Source organism: Pseudochrobactrum lubricantis (assembly GCF_041929865.1).
In the GTDB taxonomy this organism is placed as follows: domain Bacteria; phylum Pseudomonadota; class Alphaproteobacteria; order Rhizobiales; family Rhizobiaceae; genus Pseudochrobactrum; species Pseudochrobactrum saccharolyticum.
Map to the genome: position 1 here is coordinate 723878 of NZ_JBHEEE010000001.1, position 16788 is coordinate 740665.

A 16788-nucleotide genomic window follows, 5' to 3' on the forward strand; every position below is an offset into this window, starting at 1 on the left:
AAGAGCCGGAAATTCCGGCTCTTTTCTTATAGAATGCGGATCGTTCCTTGCTCGCTGATATGGAGCAGGTGTTGATCTAACAGCGCATAAGTTTCGCGATCCAACTGACAGGCAGGCGGGAATGTCAGTCCCATTTCTTCCGCAACAATCAGACCCAGCAACAGAATCGCATCCGGTTCATGCAAGAGAATCGCTGCCGGTGCGCGGTTACTGTGCACCAGTTCCAGCAGCACAGCAGCAGCCGAAGAAGACCCGACAGTTGCAGGCAGGCACAGAACCTTGCCTGAGACGGACTGGCCATATTGCGGATGGCGCACATTGGCGATCAGGCCGGTTTGCGGATCAACCCCACCCCAAAAACTGATCGGCGCTGTCAGCGCAAAAGCGGGTGCTTCCACCGCTGCGCCTGCGACCAGTATTTTAGCCTGAAATCTGTCTTGTAAAAGCGCCTCCATCACCATGCTTCCTCAGTAAACCGGACACGGCCGGTGATAGCGCTTTCAACACATTCCTGCAAAGAACCATAGACAACGCCATAACCGGTATTGCCCGGTGCATAATGGGCGAATTTTCCGGAATTTGTCATCAGCACCGCATTGTCTTTCTCCGGCAGAATCGGGGTGACAACCACACAAGTGTCAGCCACCACAATCACGCCGGCCTGTTCCAGTCTTTGCCGGCGCTGATTCTTGTCCAGCTCACGCAGCACATGCCGCCCTGTACAAGCATAAAGCGGCACAGTGAGACGCCGGTCTGAAATTGCCGTTTCAAGAAGACCAAACTCTTCGAGCGATAAATGCGGACTGCCGATTGCCACCGCATCGATTCTGTCTGCATCAATCGTGGACAGAGCTTTGCGCGCCTCCCGCAGCATTTGTGGTGTTACACGGATAATTTCCAGCGGCGCATGGCCTTGTAGTGCCGTTTCGGCATCCGGTGCCTCCGGTGTGCGCCCTGCAATATGAAAAAGCCCGACAGCACCGGATGAGGCAGACGCCGCGCCAAAAGCCTTCAGATCATCCTCTGTCAGCAGTTCCGGTGCAACACCTGTCACCACGCCGATAGAATCACCAATCAACCGCCCGTAAAGATTGCCTAGCACCGGCCATGCCACCGCCTGACTTAAGAGTGCAGAATCAAGAGCGCTCAGATCAACCACCACCGTGGCACGGCGATTCTCTGGTCTGTGTAATCCGTAATCCGGTGCGCGACCGGCAATAGCACAGGCAATATCGAGATAATCGCCGTAGCGATTCGTACGCGCGCCCAGAACCGAATTGCAAAACACCACGGCATTCGATTCGCCCCATGCCACATCCGCTCCCGTTTGCGGCCGGTGCCCTGCCTGATAGGGTGCGCAGGTCCATGACGGTTCGCAACCAAGTTTGAGATAGGCCTGCATCATGCGCTTTGCCATAGCCGCCTCATGGAGCGGCAAACGATTGCCGGAGCAACCGGTCAGATCCAGTGAACCGACATTCAGCGTCGAGCGAACGCGCACCTTCGCCTGCCCCTCCACCAGCTTCTCTGCAAAGTAGGTACCGCTGTCACCATGATAGAGCGCACCGTCAATATGTGCGGAAGCGATAGGGATCAGCCTCGGCGCGCCCATCAGTTCGGCAGTTCTGGCAACAATGCGCATGGCCATTGCCGCGCCTGCACCATCCCGCCCGTTGATAATGGCACGCTCCTCCGCGCTCAGTGACAACACCATAGGTTCCTCCTGAGCGTATCCCGAAAAGTGTGAAGCGGTTTTCGGATAAGATACGCGTAAAACAAATAGATAGAGCGGTTCCAATAATTCAATCGTAAACGGAACCGCTCTAGAGCAGACCTTTACGCATTGTCAGCGATGTCACGCGGGTAAAGCCCGGATGCATGGTTTCAGCAATGACTGCAAAGCCCAGTTTTTTGAATAGTTTTTGATTGTCAGTCAGTTCGACACGTACTTGCAGGTCAACATGCGACATGCCGCGCTCACGTCCCAGTTTTTCAGCCTGTTCCACCAGACGACGTGCAATACCAAGCCCGCGAAACGGAGCGGCAACAGCCAGTTTGCCTAAATAAAGATGATCGCCTTTATCCGCCAGAAACACGCATCCGGCCAATTGTCCGTCGCTCAGCACCCCATAGGCTGTTTCTGTGCCTGCTTTGCCGCGCAGAATCGCTGCATTCAGTAATCCGGCAGAACTCGGCGGATCAATCACACCGTCCATCGTGGCAAAGGCATCCTGAATGAGCAGCAACAGAGCGTCGAACCCGTCATAATCAGGTGTGATTGTAAAAACCTGACAGGACCGGTTCTGCTCGCTCATTGGTCTGCTGCCTTCCGCCGTTTATAGCGCATGGTCTCAAACCGCGCCGATAGAGAATCATAAAGCAACAAGCGTCCCAGCAAAGGCTCACCTATGCCGGTAATCAGTTTAATCACTTCCATCGCCTGCAGAGAGCCGAGAATCGCTGGTAAAGCGCCGATCACGCCTGCTTCTGCGCAGGAGGGAATCAATCCTTCCGGCGGCGGTTCAGGAAACAGATCACGGTAATGCGGCAGTGGATTGCCCTCAGAATCACTCTCATAGGGTTTCAGCACCGTCAGCGAGCCGTCAAACCGCCCCATGGCTGCGGTGACCAGCGCTTTTTCCAGCAAAGCCGCATGATCGGCCACCAGATAGCGGGTGCTGAAATTATCCGAACCGTCAACGATAATATCATAGGCCGAAAACAGCTCCGTCACATTCTCCGGTGTGAGCCGCAATGTATGACAGGCAATTTCAATATGCGGATTAATGCGGTGAATGGTGGCCGCAGCACTGTCGGTTTTATTCTCGCCGATACTGTCGGTGTGATGCACCACCTGACGCTGCAAATTCGACAGCGTGACCATATCATCATCGACAATGCCAAGATGGCCGACACCCGCAGCGGCGAGATAAAGCAGTGCCGGACTGCCAAGCCCGCCTGCACCGATCACCAGAACCCGCGCATTTTTAAGCTTCTGCTGCCCTGCCCCGCCAATTTCCGGCAGGATAATATGGCGCGCATAACGCTCGATTTCTAATCCGCTAAAGGGTTCAGCCTGTGTGTTCATAGAGAAAGTTTAGAGCGTATCCTGAAAAGTGTGAAGCGGTTTTCGGATAAGATACGCGTAAAATAAAAAGAGCTGCAGAAACCCTAGCGGTTCAAATATCATAAGCTGTCAGGTTTGCCCCGCTGACATTGAAAAATTGCGCTTCGCCCTTGAGGTCACGAAATAGCGCACGATCCGTGCCGGTCATAAAAGCCTGTGCACCCAGATCGTCAATAATATCGAACAAGGCGGCACGTCTGCCCTCGTCGAGATGAGCGGCAATTTCATCGAGCAGCAGCACTGGCGTCATATTGGCAAGATTGGCCGTCAGCCTTGCATGGGCAAGCACCAGACCGATCAGCAGCGCCTTCTGCTCGCCTGTAGAGCACAAAGCCGCCTGCATGCCTTTAGGCCGGTGATGCACGACCATATCCGTGCGGTGCGGCCCGTCCAGCGTGCGCCCTGCCGCGCGGTCACGGCCACGCATATCGCGCAAAGTGCGACGGAAATTCTCTTCCAGATCCAGCGCCGCCTCAAGACGGATACGCCCTTCCAGCTCGCCTTCCAGAAAGCAATCCACTTTCGGGAACGGACTGTCATCCGGCGTCTGCTCAATCATCGCGGCAATCAGGCTCATCAGCTCGGCACGTGCCGCGGCAATGGCCGTACCAAGCTCAGCCATTTGCGCTTCAATCGCATCCAGCCATTGGGCATCGCTGTTGTAATCCGAAATCAGCCGGTTGCGGCTGCGCATAGCTTTCTCATAATCCAGCACGCGCTTGCCGTGGCTGACATCAATCGCCAGCACCATACGGTCGAGAAAACGACGGCGGTCACCGGCGGAACCCGTAAACAGCCCGTCCATAGCCGGAATGAGCCAGATGATACGGGAATAATCGAGCAACTGATCGGCACTGGCTGGCGCGCCATTAATCCGCACCTTGCGCCCTGCCTCGCCATTGGTACCAGCTAAACCGGTGCCGATTTCAACCTCGCCATAGCTTGCCGACTCCAGCAGCGCATGAATGGCAAAACCATCAGGCGCTCCGCTGCGGCTGACATCAGCATAGGCAGCACGACGCATGCCGCGACCCGGCGACAGAAAGGAAACCGCTTCCAGAAGATTGGTTTTACCTGCACCATTTTCACCGGTGAGCACTACATGGCCGCCGCTCAGCGGCAGCGACAGGCTCTCATAATTGCGAAAATGCGCAAGCCGCAGACGACGGAAACTCACCCGTTCGCTGCGACCTGAAATTTGTGCATCAATGTTTATATTCGTGCTCACCCGTGCACTTATACACGCATCGGCATCAGAACATAGATCAGATGTTCATCGCCCTCATCGCGCACCAGCATTGGTGAACCGGCATCAGCCAGCATGAATACCGCTTCCTTGCCGGAAAGCTGCGATGTGATATCGAGCAGATATTTCGAGTTGAAGCCGATTTCCATCGGTTCACTGTCATAACCTGCCGGGACTTCATCGGTTGCGGAACCGGAATCAGGATTGTTCACGGTCAGCGTCAGAAGACCATCGGAAATGCTGAGCTTAACCGCACGGCCTTTCTCATTGGAAATGGTCGATACGCGGTCAACAGAAGCGGCAAAGCTCTGGCGGTCAATCACCAGCTTGCGGTCATTACCGGCCGGAATCACCCGCTTATATTCAGGGAATGTGCCGTCGATCAGTTTCGAGGTCAGAACGACTGTGCCGACTGTGAAACGGATTTTCACATCCGAGACTTCAATCGTCACCTGCATATCCGGTGCATCAACCAGTTTCTGCAATTCCGCAACGGTTTTGCGCGGAATGATGATCGCAGGCATGCCTTCAGCACCGCTTGGCGCTTCCATCGCTGCGCGTGCCAGACGGTGACCATCGGTCGCCACTGCACGCAGTTCCAAACGGCCGTCATCTTCACCGGCATAGAGGTGAATACCATTGAGGTAATAGCGGGTTTCTTCCGTCGAGATCGCAAAATTGGTGCGGTCGATCAGGCGTTTCAGCGCGCTCGCATCCATACGGAATGTATGGGTGAAACTGCCCGCTGTCAGTTCAGGGAAATCGGACTGCGGCAGGCACTGCAGACGAAAGGACGAGCGGCCGGATACGACCGACATGGCTGTGCCGTCTTCATTATTGGCCAGCATCACTTCAGCACCGTCCGGAAGCTTGCGCACGATGTCATAAAGCAGATGTGCCGGAACTGTTGTGGCTCCTGCCGTATCAATTGCCGCTTCGGTCGATTCGGTTACTTCCAGATCAAGGTCAGTAGCCTTGAGCTTCAGCACGCCGTCTTCTCCCTGCAACAGCACATTGGAGAGAATCGGAATCGTATTCCGGCGTTCAACCACGCGATGCACATGGTTGAGAGATTTCAGAAGATTTGAACGTTCAATAGTTACGCGCATGATGTACAGAACTCGCTAACATCTGTCCGGCAACAAACAGAGCTGCACCGGAGATCACGGCGCGACAGGCGCCTCTTGGACGGCTAAACTGCCAGAATTTCAGGGGGCTTTGCAAGTCCGCAGAACAGCACAGCAGCGATTTCTTCTGCATAATGACTGATGAACCCGCTCTTTGCCCCGATATTCCGCCTATGAACTGTATCGCGACCAGAGCCGCGATACAGAATCATCGGTATCTGTGACAGCTTATGCGGATTGTTCGTTGATCAGGCGCTTCAGCAGTTCCAGCTCCTGCGCCAGTTTAAGATCAGCACCGACCAGATCTTCGATCTTGCGGACAGCATGCAGAACTGTGGTGTGATCGCGTCCGCCAAAACGACGGCCGATTTCCGGCAATGAGCGCGGAGTCAGCATTTTCGCCAGATACATCGCAACCTGACGCGGCTTCACGATGGTGCGGGTACGGCGGTTGGACAGCAGATCCTGCTTCGACACATTGTAATGACGGGCAACAATGCGCTGAATTTCCTCAATACGGATGCGCTTTGGCTCACCGGCACGGGTCAGATGCCCTAGCAACTCATCAACGCGGTCGATCGACAGGTTCGGTTCAAAGGACTGACGGAACAACAGCTGGTTGAACGCGCCTTCCAGTTCACGGCCGGAGCCGGTCACGGTGCGTGCCACATGGGCCAGAATATCGTCAGCAATATCAATATTGCGTTCTTCTGCCTGCGCAGCGCTCAGGCGGCGCTTCAGCATTTCCACGCGCATTTCATAATCCGGTGCGGCCATTTCCAAGGCTACACCGCCCTGCAGACGGGAGCGCACGCGCACATCCAGCGATTCCAGCTCGGAAGGGGCGCGGTCTGCGGCCACAACAACCTGCTTGGCGCTGTCGAGCAGCGTGTTGATCAGATGACAGAATTCGTGCTGGATGGATTTACCCTGCAGGAACTGCATATCATCAATGATCAGAAGATCGATATCGCGCAGCTGTTCTTTGAAAGACAGCGCATTATTGTCACGGATTGCCGTTGCAAAGCGCCACATGAAATATTCAGCGGTCAGATAGACAACGCGCGGCTTATCCTGACGCTGCAAAGCACTGGCGGCAATAGCCTGCAAAAGATGGGTTTTACCAAGACCAACGGAAGCGTGGATGAAAAGCGGGTTGAAGCGTACGGCGCTGGAACCGGCTTCGGCAATGGTGCGGGCAGCAGCAAGTGCCACACGGTTGGAAGCACCGTCAACAAAGCTGTCGAAAGTATAGCGCGGATCGAGCGGAGAACCGAGTACGGCACCGGCAGCGGCGCTCTGAGCGGCCACTTCTGCCTGACTGGTGCGTTTTTCAGCCGAGAAGCTCTGGCCAACAGGGAAGACCGGCTTTTCGCGCTGCGGCGCAGCAAGCTGCGGGATTTCCGCCACGATATCAGCAACAGGTGCCACAGGACGGGCGGTACGGCTCATGCCGCGCACCACAACTTCAACTTTCAGAATCTGCGGATTTTCTTCCTGCCAGAGCATGGTCAGCATTTCAGCATAATGGTTGTTGATCCATGAGCGCAAAAATGCGGTCGGTACCGAAAAACGTACAACACTCTTGGAGACTTCATCCAGCTTCAGACGACCAAACCACGAAGAGAATATTTCACTGCCGACGCGTGCTTTCAGCTTGCTCAGCAGTCGTTCAAAGGCCTCATCCGGAGAAGCGGTTGTCAAAGTCATATTCTCTTTCTCACTCATAAAATCCGGCGCCGCATCAAACTGACCCTGCAGGCTGCGATTGATCGGCGGGACTGGCTGACCGGCTTCGCTCATCACGTCCAGTTTAGCCTCATTCTTTGCAATCATTTTCGCCTCACAATAGTGTTCAGTTTTTTGGTTGCGGCAGATCATTCCATCATACCGGATGCATCCTGTTCAGATGCTCGTTACTCAGCGGTTTGGCCGGGACTGTCCCTCAGCTTCCGCTCTGATTTTTTTGTTCGTTATAAAATTCTATTCGCTTCAGTCTTGCCGGTCTTTTGCAGCGTGTCTTTCTCCGGTCCTTTTTCCGTCGGCTCTTTTTCCGCCGGCTCTTTTACCGATTGTCCGGTGAGTATCCCGCAAGGAACGACTCATATTCCGGTCACTCCATGCTGATTGCCCGTATTGAACCATTCAACAACCTCTGTTTCCATCTGCAGCTGCGCAAAGCTTTTTTAGGGTTAATGACCGGTAAATGATGTCATTACTCATCATTTCAGAACGGCCTTACTCTTTCCGGCAACCGCAGGTCGGATCCTCATTCAGGATATTTCCCCCCGCAGTGCCGATCATTCGCAGACACACAGATACTCTTTCGCAGAACGGGAAATTCTGCGTCAGATCACTTTGCACGCCATGAAATTATAACCGGACGCCGAGAGCCTTTAGGCCAATGGTCCAGAGCACTGATCGGCTAACATTAGCGAAATCTTTGGCCTTAGGGCAAGACCGCCGTTAAGGGTTTTTTAATCATTTGATCTGTCTTTCGGTACGCATAACTATTCTGATACAGGGTCTGAAATTAATAAGACCTTTGGATTCAACATCTTTTTATCGGAGCAATTATTAACCCTTCCGGAATCTCCGGAGCGAAAAAAAATAATAATAATTCACTTGACTCAGGCTCCTCCGAGGCAATCCCCAGACTCAGTTCAGAACTGTGCATAAAGACGGGTTCTGCGCTTAAAATTTATTGCAAATATAAAAATATAGAAAAAGAGATTCTCCCAATATTTTAGAGATTCCTTCTAATATTGCTCCCGATTCTGATCTTCTGAATATTCAGGAGAAACATAAAATTCAGACACAAAAAAAACCCGGCACTGAGGCCGGGTTTTTTAAACTGAAAGACAGTCTGAAATCAGGCAGTCATGCCTTTAAGACGTGCAGCCAGACGCGATACTTTACGCGAAGCAGTGTTCTTATGAACAACGCCTTTAGAAGCAGCGCGCATCAGTTCAGGCTCAGCAATCTTGAAAGCAGCCTGTGCAGCAGCTTTATCACCGAGTGCTACAGCATCTTCGAACTTACGTACGAAAGTGCGCACGCGGGAACGACGGGATTTGTTGACCTCGGTGCGGGCTTCGATTTTACGAACCGCTTTCTTGGCCGAAGGTGTATTGGCCATAAATGCCTCTCTTTTTCTGTCAGCTTTCCAGCGGGCTTTTCAGCATCGATATTCATATCGAAGGGGCAGGCCACCGGGCAAAAATCTATCCGGACAGCCCGAAAGCCGTCTCACTGTTGCGCGCTTATAGATCAGCTTGTCCGCGCCGTCAATCTGGATTCTCTCTCCACAAAGGGCTGAAACCCGTAAAAGATGGTTTCCAGAACGTTTTCTGACAGGTGGCGCTGCGGTTTTACGGCCGGAGCGCCCCTATAAGACGACTCAGCGGTTGAAGAAAGACGGGCTGCGCTTATCGACAAATGCCGACATGCCTTCTTTCTGGTCTTCTGTAGCGAAAAGCGCATGGAAGGAACGGCGCTCATATTTCAGCCCTTCCTGCAATGTCGTCTCAAAAGCACGATTGACCGATTCTTTTGCCATCATCACTGAGAGCCGCGAGAAAGCAGCAATCCGTTCTGCCGCTTTCAGCGCTTCATCCAGCAGCACTTCCGGCGCTACTACGCGTGACACCAGTCCGCAACGCTCAGCCTCAGCCGCATCCATCATCCGGCCGGTCAGCACCATATCCATAGCTTTGGCTTTACCGACAAAACGCGCCAGACGCTGGGTGCCGCCCATACCCGGAATGATTCCAAGCGTAATTTCCGGCTGACCGAACTTGGCATTATCCGCAGCAATGATGAAATCACACATCATCGCCAGTTCGCAGCCGCCGCCCAGCGTATAGCTGCTGACCGCAGCAATTACCGGCTTACGAATGGCATTGATCCCTTCCCAGTCGCTCAAAAAATCCTGCCCGTAGGCATCGGCAAAACTGAGATTCTGCATTTCCTTAATATCGGCGCCGGCAGCAAAAGCCTTCTCGGAACCGGTCAGGACAATCGCACCAATCGCATCATCCCGGTCGAATGCCTGCAGCGCATCTGTCAGTTCGGTAATCAGCTGTGTGTTCAGTGCATTCAGCGCCTGCGGACGGTTGAGCCGGATCAGACCGGTTTTGCCGCGTGTTTCTGCAAGAATCGTTTCATAGGCCATCAAGATACTCCCCCCAAGGCAGTGATTATTTATGAACGGAAAAGAGATCAGGCGCTGCAGGCAGCGCAAAAGAAAGTTGAGCGTCCGTTCTGCACAATGCGCTGTATCGTTGCGCCACAACGCCGGCATGGCTCATCCTCGCGGTCATAGACCGCAAAACTATGCTGGAAATAGCCCAGCGTGCCATCAGCCTGACGATGATCACGCAGACTGGAGCCGCCTGCCACAATGGCTTCGGCAATCACCTCGCGGACAGAAGTCGCCAGCGATTCTGCCAGTTGCGGATCCTGCGCGACATCTCCGGCAGCACGCAAAGGTGAAAGGCCGGAGCGCCACAAAGCCTCGCAGACATAAATATTGCCAAGACCGGCAATCAACCGCTGATCCAGCAGTGCCGCTTTTAAAGTGATTTTCTTGTTGCGGAATAAATCTGCAAGCACCGCGCCTGACAGGCTGTTGCCTGTCGGCTCAATGCCAAGATCTTTCAGGGACGGATGCGTTTCCAGCTCTCCGGCACCGCATAACAGCAAAAACCCGAAACGACGCGGATCATTATAGATCACCTGACGCTGCCCGTAATTCTCTGTCTGCAAATGAAAAACCACATGATCATGGGCTGTATTCTTAGAACGCGGATAATGAAAATCATCTGCCAAGCGGTGTCCGGATGAAAAACGCAGATCAGGTTCAATCCTGTACGAGCCGGACATGCCCAGATGACTGATCAGACTGGCGCCGTCTTCAAATTCGATCAGCAGATATTTGGCGCGCCGCCCCAGCGAGATAATTTTTTGCCCCTGCAGACGCTCACGCAGCTTTTCAGGAAAAGGAAAACGCAGGTCAGGACGGTTTAAAACCAGTCCTTCAACAGTTGCGCCTTCCATAACCGGTTGCAAACCGCGACGAACCGTTTCCACCTCCGGTAATTCAGGCATCACTCTCTCCGCTGCGCTCTGACTGTCGGTCGGTATAAGCCGTCAGAAAATCTTCACCGGCAAGATCATTTTTCAACCCCAGATAGGCGGCTACAGATTTACCAATATCCGCAAAACTGTTGCGCATACCGATTGTGCCGCTTCCCGCACCGGCGATCAATACAGGCACACATTCACGGGTATGGTCACTCCCCTGCCAGCCCGGATCACAACCATGATCTGCGGTCAGAATTAGCACATCACCCTCGCGCATTTTGCCGAGAATTTCCGGCAGGCGCTTATCGAAGGCTTCAAGTGCGGCGGCATAACCGGCAATGTCGCGCCTGTGACCGTAGAGCATATCGAAATCCACCAGATTGGTGAAAATCAGATCGCCGTCACCGGCCTCATTCATTGCCTCCAGCGTGGCATCAACTAAGGCCTGATTGCCATGCGCTTTGCGCAATTGCGTCACGCCTGACCCGGCAAAAATATCACTGATTTTTCCGACCGCATAAACATCATGTCCGGATGCTTCGACAATATTCAGCAATGTAGGCTGCGGCGGCGGTACGGCAAAATCGCGCCGGTTGCCGGTGCGTTCAAAGCTCTCCTGCGTTTCCCCGATAAATGGCCGTGCAATGACACGGCCGATATTCAGCGGATCCACCAGCAGGCGCAAAGCGGCGCAAAGATCATAAAGCCGCTGCAAACCGAAATGTGTTTCATGGGCGGCTACCTGCAACACGGAATCAGACGATGTATAGAAAATCGGTTTTCCGGTTCGGATGTGCTCCTCACCATATTGCGCAATAATTTCAGTGCCCGAGGCATGGCAATTGCCCAATATTCCGCTCAAACCTTCCTGACGGATGATGGTATCCGTCAGGTCCTCAGGAAAGGCCGGAATACTATGCGGGAAATACCCCCAGTCAAAAGGTACCGGCAGACCTGCAATTTCCCAATGGCCTGAAGGTGTATCCTTGCCTTTCGAGACTTCACTCGCAGCACCCCACAGGCCATGAGGCAGCAAGGCAGAATTAAAAACGGCAGGAAAATGACTATCCGCGAGCTGCGCTGCCTGCCCTAATCCCAGTTCCAGCATATGCGGAATATGTAATGATGTCTGTTTATCCGCACAAAAGCGGGCAACTGTCCCCAGCGTATTGGCTCCCTGATCGCCAAAGGCGGACGCATCCGGTGCGCCGCCAATGCCGAAAGAATCAAGGACAATAAGGATAACCCGTCGCATGAGAATAATGCCTTCAGACCGCTTCATTGAGTATTTCATGAAAGGCATATCATGAAAACCACCTCAAGCGTCAAGCACGGAAATCATCAGCACTGAGGACAAGGAATAGTATCTGAATAGCGCGGACTGGCAAAATAGATTTCTTCCATGTCGATGTTCGGCAAAAGAAAAGAAAGCAACGGAGTGTAAGTATATTGCGTCTCAACACGAATATAATTCATCGGCTCCTGGCGCAGTTTTTCCGGCAGATAAACGCGCCTTGCCTCCTGTTCTGCTACAGTCCCTTTCTCAATGAACTTGGATGTTGTCCGTGACCAGTCCAGTCGGACAATCAATGTATTACTATTGTTTAATTTTTCTACTCTGAGAAACGAAATCCTGATTTGCGGTGCTGTTAAAGACGGTACCATAATCGTCGAGCCGATAATAAAAACATCATCAAGTTGTGTTGGCAACACACTGATCTGTCGACTCACCAGATCTCCGACAACACTGGAAACCCGGTTCACTTTGCGGTTTGCATCCACACCACGTGAAACATCGGCCACACCTGCATAGATCAGAATCAGAACCGGCAAAAGAAGCGCAAACTCCACGGCCGATACACCGCGTTCGTCTTTGCTAAACTTTCTTAAAAGTGCAAACTTATTCGCACCAAATTTTCGCAAGCTATCAGCTAAAGCCAACCGTGCTCCATTTGCTTTAAAATGAAATCCGATCATGAAAACGGCTCATTCTGCCAGGTCACTGTTGTAAAAAGAGGCAGTACCCTGTCTTCATTTTTTACTTTCGGATTTAAATAATAAAAAATATTGGTCAGAACCGGCCAGCGATATAATACATTAATCTGATTAATCGTTGATGGTCCGCCCAGATTAATCTGGGACGGAAGTCCAAGCTTCCCCTCACTTGTTACAAGATTTTTAACAGGAACTGCCGAAAAAGTACTGTAATTATCCAAATTGATATCAAGATTGTTGCAATTAACGACAGGCATAAATTGTATTTTCTGGCAAATACGATCTTTCACCACTTCCGGTGTTGTATTTTCTTTCGTATCTTGTCCTGTATAAAATCGCCGGCTCACATCTTCTGTCGCATGAGCCAGCATTTGCTGCACTGTAAAACTCAGTCCAAGTTCGATAATCGCAAAAATTAAAAACAAAAACGGAAAAGCGACCAGCGCAAACTCCACCGCTGTAACGCCTCGTTCATCCCGCCGGAACGAGCGAAGGAACTTTACAAAATGTCGGACAAAGTTTTTCTCAGCTCGGCTACTCATGATCACTTAAATTTTCCTGCAGTAGGACAGAAAATTGAAAACCTGAAATATAATCAGGATCTTGGCGGAGCCACAACTTTAACTTTCGGCTCACAAATCGGCGTGCAGGACAATACAATCATATTGGAGCCCCGGAAAACACGGGTCGTTGCCAGATCGTTTTGTCCAACCATGACTTTTTCATCCAGTAATGTATCCCCGCTCTGATCTATAACAACCAGATTGGTGACACCATTATTACGTCCGGTCAGAATAATGGTTTTGGCATCCTGCATAACGGCATCAGCAATAGCATCATTTCCAATAATGACTGACTTAACAGGCTTATCCAGTCGCAAAATATGCGCCTGATCTGTCTGAACCTGTATTGCCTGAATTTCTGTCGCCCCAGCCGGATAGGTTAAGACACCTGCCCCCAGCAAAGCTGCAACTATCAGTTTTTTCAGATCTGTCATCTTCATATCAGCCATAAAATATGCCCCGTAGCTCACCGCACTATGCGCAACAGGGATGAAAGAACAATTAATAGCTATATTTCAATTTTCGGCGATCTGTATGCTCTCAACAAAATGCCCGAATATCCAGCAGTATTAACCCGAATGTAAAAGGCTTAAAGTATCTCTGGCATCAACAGAATGATAATCCAACAATTCCTTTGCAAAACTCAGGCTGCTTATGCTCGCTTTTCTCACTGCTCTGATTTTTTGCGGCACTATGATTTATGCTGCAATTTCGGATCTTCTGTTTATGAAGATACACAATATTGCCTGCCTGTTTTTAGCCGCAGCATTTCTTGTTCTGGCACCGCTTTACGGACTTCCTACAAAAGATGTCTTTCTTCACATTGCAGCGGGCGCTATTGCCCTCGCCATCTGTTTTGCTTTGTTTTTCATCAATGCCATGGGTGGCGGAGATGCCAAACTAATCAGTGCCACAGCTCTCTGGACCGGATTTTCAGTCAGTCTTGCAGATTATTTACTGATAAGCGCAATTACAGGCGGTATTTTAACACTATGTATTCTCTTAATGCGCAAGCTTATCGACAGAAGTAAAATTGAACATATCGCTTTTCTTTACCGTCTGAGTGACCCCAAAAAAGGTATTCCCTATGGTATAGCTTTGGCCATTGCCGGTTTATGGATATATCCCGATCTTGCTTTGGTTAGGGCCTGAAAACCGGCATAACAAATCTTACCCCCACCAATTCAGCAATAACTGTTTTAATAAAATCAATAATAATAGTTCGTTAACCATAATTATACGATTCTTGCTGCATTTAGAGTATGTGCCAAAATCACACGCTCAATGCGGGGATATCAAATGAACACTTCACGCCTGATCATTCTGGCTGTTGCCGTGCTTGCCGCCGGTGCCGCAGGCTATATTGCTTTGACCATGACAGACGCCCCGCCGCAGGTCATTGAGGTCAGTGCTCCCGCACCGGTTTTGCCAGTGAAAGATGTTCTGACTGCTTCATCTAATCTGGCCGTCGGATCGTCATTATCCGGTCAACTACAATGGCAATCCTGGCCTACAGCTTCAATAACCGCAGATTACATAACGCGTGATTCACAACCGGACGCACTGGATGTCATGCAAAAATCCAGCCTGCGCCTTCCGGTTCTGGCCGGAGAACCTATCCGCAAAGTTAAACTAATCGGCGAAGGTGAACAATTCATGTCCTCTTTGCTGCCACAAGGTATGCGTGCCATCGCGACTAATATTGCTGCAGAAAGTTCTGCCGGTGGCTTCATTCTTCCCGGTGATCGCGTCGATGTAATTCTCACTCGTGCGGACCGGAATGCTGCCAATAAGAGTATGCCATTCTTAACGGAAACCATTTTAGAAAATGTTCGCGTGCTGGCCATCGATCAGACGATCAAAGAAGATGATGAAGGCAAAAAAGATATTATCGGCCGCACCGCAACTCTGGAAGTTACCCATGAACAGGCTGAGATCATGGCTGTTGCCCAATCAGTGGCGGACCGGATCAGCCTGACATTACGTTCTGTTCGCGATGCAAAACCGGAACCGTCCAGCTCATCAGATTATCTTGTTGTGTCACCTTCTAAAAACGGGCCGGTCAAAATGATTAAATCTGGCAATCTTACTGAAGTCGGGATCAACTAATGACACGTCCATATTTTTCCAAAATTCGCGGCAGTTCACAGTTGAAAACCCTGTTTCTCTCAACAGCTCTGATTATGCCGGTTCTCTGCTCCTATTCCGCGCAGGCACAGGACGTTCAGATTTCCAGCGCAGGTCGCTCACAACCGGTCAATCTCGGACTGGGAAAGTCAATCGTCGTTGATCTGCCGCAAGACGCCTATGATATTCTGGTTGCCAATCCGGCAACAGCTGATGCTGTCACTCGTACAGCGCGGCGCATTTACCTGTTCGGTAAATCCGTCGGACAAACCAATATTATTGTCTTCGGCAAAGACGGCGAACAGATAGCCAGTCTAGACCTGAAAATCGAGCGTGATGTCAGCAGCCTGTCTTCTTCATTGCGGAAATATATTCCGGGCTCTGATATTAAAATCGAACTCATCAATGACAATATTGTTCTGACCGGTTCTGTTCAAACACCACAGGATGCAGCACAGGCTGCAAAGCTTGCCGAATTACTTGTTTCAGGTGGTGAAGCAACAACAGGTCAGTATAACGACTCCTCCACCACATCCTCCGGTGACGGCAATAATATTACGATCACAAGTGGACTTGGTCAGGAGCGCCGCCGCTCCAGTAAAATCATCAATCTGATTACCATTGCCGGTGAAGATCAGGTAACACTGAAAGTAACTGTTGCTGAAGTCAGCCGCTCTGTGATGAAACAGCTCGGCGTTAATATGATGGGCAGCGCAAGCAGCAATGGTGTAACCTTTACCGGTGTGTCGGATCGTCTTTCCGGAGCAATTGGGCAGACCCTCTCAAATACAGGTTTCGGGTTACAGACCAAAAATTTCCGCGGCTACCTGCAGGCTATGGAAACAGCGGGCGCAATGAAAACGCTGGCTGAACCAACACTCACAGCTATTTCCGGTGAAAAAGCTGCTTTCAGAGTTGGCGGTGAATATAATGTTCTCAACAGCGTCACCACCGATGATGACGGCAAACGCACAGCCGAACTTGCCAAGATTGAATATGGTATCGGTCTTGAATTCATGCCGACTGTTCTGGGACCGGGACGTATCTCGCTGAAAGTCCGTACATCCGTTTCCGAACCAACAACCGAAGGTTCAGGCTCGCAAAATTCTGACGGTGTCGGTGCAAGCATTCTCTCTCTGCGTAAACGCGTGGCCGATACGACGGTTGAGATGCCTTCCGGCGGCTCCATGATGATTGGTGGTTTGATCCGCGATGAAACCCGTCAGTCGATTAACGGCACGCCCGGCCTGTCCAAGATTCCGGTACTCGGGGCTTTGTTCCGCAGTCGTGATTTTTTACGCAATGAATCCGAACTGGTCGTAATTGTTACCCCTTATCTGGTACGCCCGACAGCCAGAACAGAACTGGCTCGACCTGATGATAATCTGGCTCCGCCAAGTGATGCAGCCGGCTTTGTATTGGGCAAGGTCAATCGTGTTTATGGCTCTGCAAAAACCAACCTGCCAAACGGCCGCTATAACGGCGTTGTCGGCTTCATTTACAAATAAGAGGGCAGGC

The 16788-nt window shown here is 51.4% G+C and carries 16 protein-coding genes and 1 pseudogene; 3 read left to right on the top strand and 14 right to left on the bottom strand.

Going from position 1 to position 16788, the window contains the following annotated elements; genetic code table 11:
* Positions 1–26: 26 nt before the first annotated feature.
* The 14 genes and pseudogenes from JNC80_RS03085 to JNC80_RS03150 all read right to left on the bottom strand — a co-directional run bounded on the left by JNC80_RS03085 (position 27) and on the right by JNC80_RS03150 (position 13592).
* Positions 27–455 (bottom strand): aconitase X swivel domain-containing protein, encoded by a 429-nt coding sequence (locus JNC80_RS03085; protein ID WP_376709478.1) that lies wholly within the window; start codon positions 453–455, stop codon positions 27–29.
* Positions 455–1714: an aconitase X gene (locus tag JNC80_RS03090; RefSeq protein WP_376709479.1), complete on the bottom strand. Its 1260-nt coding sequence runs from the start codon at positions 1712–1714 to the stop codon at positions 455–457. The genes JNC80_RS03085 and JNC80_RS03090 overlap by 1 nt, the downstream gene beginning before the upstream one ends.
* Before the next feature lie 109 nt (positions 1715–1823).
* On the bottom strand, positions 1824–2315 hold the full coding sequence (locus JNC80_RS03095) for a GNAT family N-acetyltransferase (RefSeq protein WP_376709480.1): 492 nt from the start codon (positions 2313–2315) through the stop codon (positions 1824–1826).
* Positions 2312–3088, bottom strand: coding sequence for a molybdopterin-synthase adenylyltransferase MoeB (locus tag JNC80_RS03100; protein WP_376709481.1), 777 nt, complete (start codon positions 3086–3088; stop codon positions 2312–2314). The genes JNC80_RS03095 and JNC80_RS03100 overlap by 4 nt, the downstream gene beginning before the upstream one ends.
* Positions 3089–3179: 91 nt before the next feature.
* Positions 3180–4343 carry a DNA replication/repair protein RecF gene (recF, locus tag JNC80_RS03105; RefSeq protein ID WP_376709636.1) on the bottom strand — a complete coding sequence of 388 codons (1164 nt, stop codon included), beginning with the start codon at positions 4341–4343 and terminating at the stop codon, positions 3180–3182.
* 20 nt (positions 4344–4363) lie between these two features.
* A complete protein-coding gene (gene dnaN, locus JNC80_RS03110; RefSeq protein WP_022711632.1) occupies positions 4364–5482 on the bottom strand; it encodes a DNA polymerase III subunit beta in 1119 nt (372 codons plus the stop codon).
* Positions 5483–5728: 246 nt separating this feature from the next.
* Positions 5729–7189: pseudogene (gene dnaA / locus JNC80_RS03115) on the bottom strand (chromosomal replication initiator protein DnaA); the annotation flags it as partial.
* A gap of 1183 nt (positions 7190–8372) precedes the next feature.
* On the bottom strand, positions 8373–8639 hold the full coding sequence (rpsT, locus tag JNC80_RS03120) for a 30S ribosomal protein S20 (RefSeq protein ID WP_075654002.1): 267 nt from the start codon (positions 8637–8639) through the stop codon (positions 8373–8375).
* Between the two features lie 261 nt (positions 8640–8900).
* On the bottom strand, positions 8901–9674 hold the full coding sequence (locus JNC80_RS03125) for an enoyl-CoA hydratase (RefSeq protein ID WP_376709482.1): 774 nt from the start codon (positions 9672–9674) through the stop codon (positions 8901–8903).
* A gap of 47 nt (positions 9675–9721) precedes the next feature.
* Entirely contained in the window at positions 9722–10609 is an 888-nt protein-coding gene (gene mutM / locus JNC80_RS03130; protein WP_376709483.1) for a bifunctional DNA-formamidopyrimidine glycosylase/DNA-(apurinic or apyrimidinic site) lyase, read from the bottom strand.
* Entirely contained in the window at positions 10602–11840 is a 1239-nt protein-coding gene (locus JNC80_RS03135) for a phosphopentomutase (RefSeq protein WP_376709637.1), read from the bottom strand. The genes mutM and JNC80_RS03135 overlap by 8 nt, the downstream gene beginning before the upstream one ends.
* Before the next feature lie 86 nt (positions 11841–11926).
* The gene (locus JNC80_RS03140) at positions 11927–12562 is read right to left on the bottom strand and encodes a TadE/TadG family type IV pilus assembly protein (protein WP_022709196.1); all 636 of its coding nucleotides are present in this window, start codon (positions 12560–12562) and stop codon (positions 11927–11929) included.
* Positions 12559–13122: a TadE/TadG family type IV pilus assembly protein gene (locus tag JNC80_RS03145; protein ID WP_376709484.1), complete on the bottom strand. Its 564-nt coding sequence runs from the start codon at positions 13120–13122 to the stop codon at positions 12559–12561. Before JNC80_RS03145 ends, JNC80_RS03140 begins: the two co-directional genes overlap by 4 nt.
* Positions 13123–13175: 53 nt before the next feature.
* Positions 13176–13592: a pilus assembly protein N-terminal domain-containing protein gene (locus tag JNC80_RS03150; protein ID WP_022709198.1), complete on the bottom strand. Its 417-nt coding sequence runs from the start codon at positions 13590–13592 to the stop codon at positions 13176–13178.
* A gap of 205 nt (positions 13593–13797) precedes the next feature.
* Between JNC80_RS03150 and JNC80_RS03155 the strand changes: the two genes are divergently transcribed.
* From JNC80_RS03155 to JNC80_RS03165, 3 genes are all read left to right on the top strand, one after another.
* A complete protein-coding gene (locus JNC80_RS03155) occupies positions 13798–14295 on the top strand; it encodes an A24 family peptidase (protein WP_376709485.1) in 498 nt (165 codons plus the stop codon).
* Between the two features lie 147 nt (positions 14296–14442).
* Positions 14443–15252, top strand: coding sequence for a Flp pilus assembly protein CpaB (gene cpaB, locus JNC80_RS03160; RefSeq protein WP_376709486.1), 810 nt, complete (start codon positions 14443–14445; stop codon positions 15250–15252).
* Positions 15252–16778 (top strand): type II and III secretion system protein family protein, encoded by a 1527-nt coding sequence (locus JNC80_RS03165; protein ID WP_376709488.1) that lies wholly within the window; start codon positions 15252–15254, stop codon positions 16776–16778. The genes cpaB and JNC80_RS03165 overlap by 1 nt, the downstream gene beginning before the upstream one ends.
* Positions 16779–16788 lie beyond the last annotated feature (10 nt).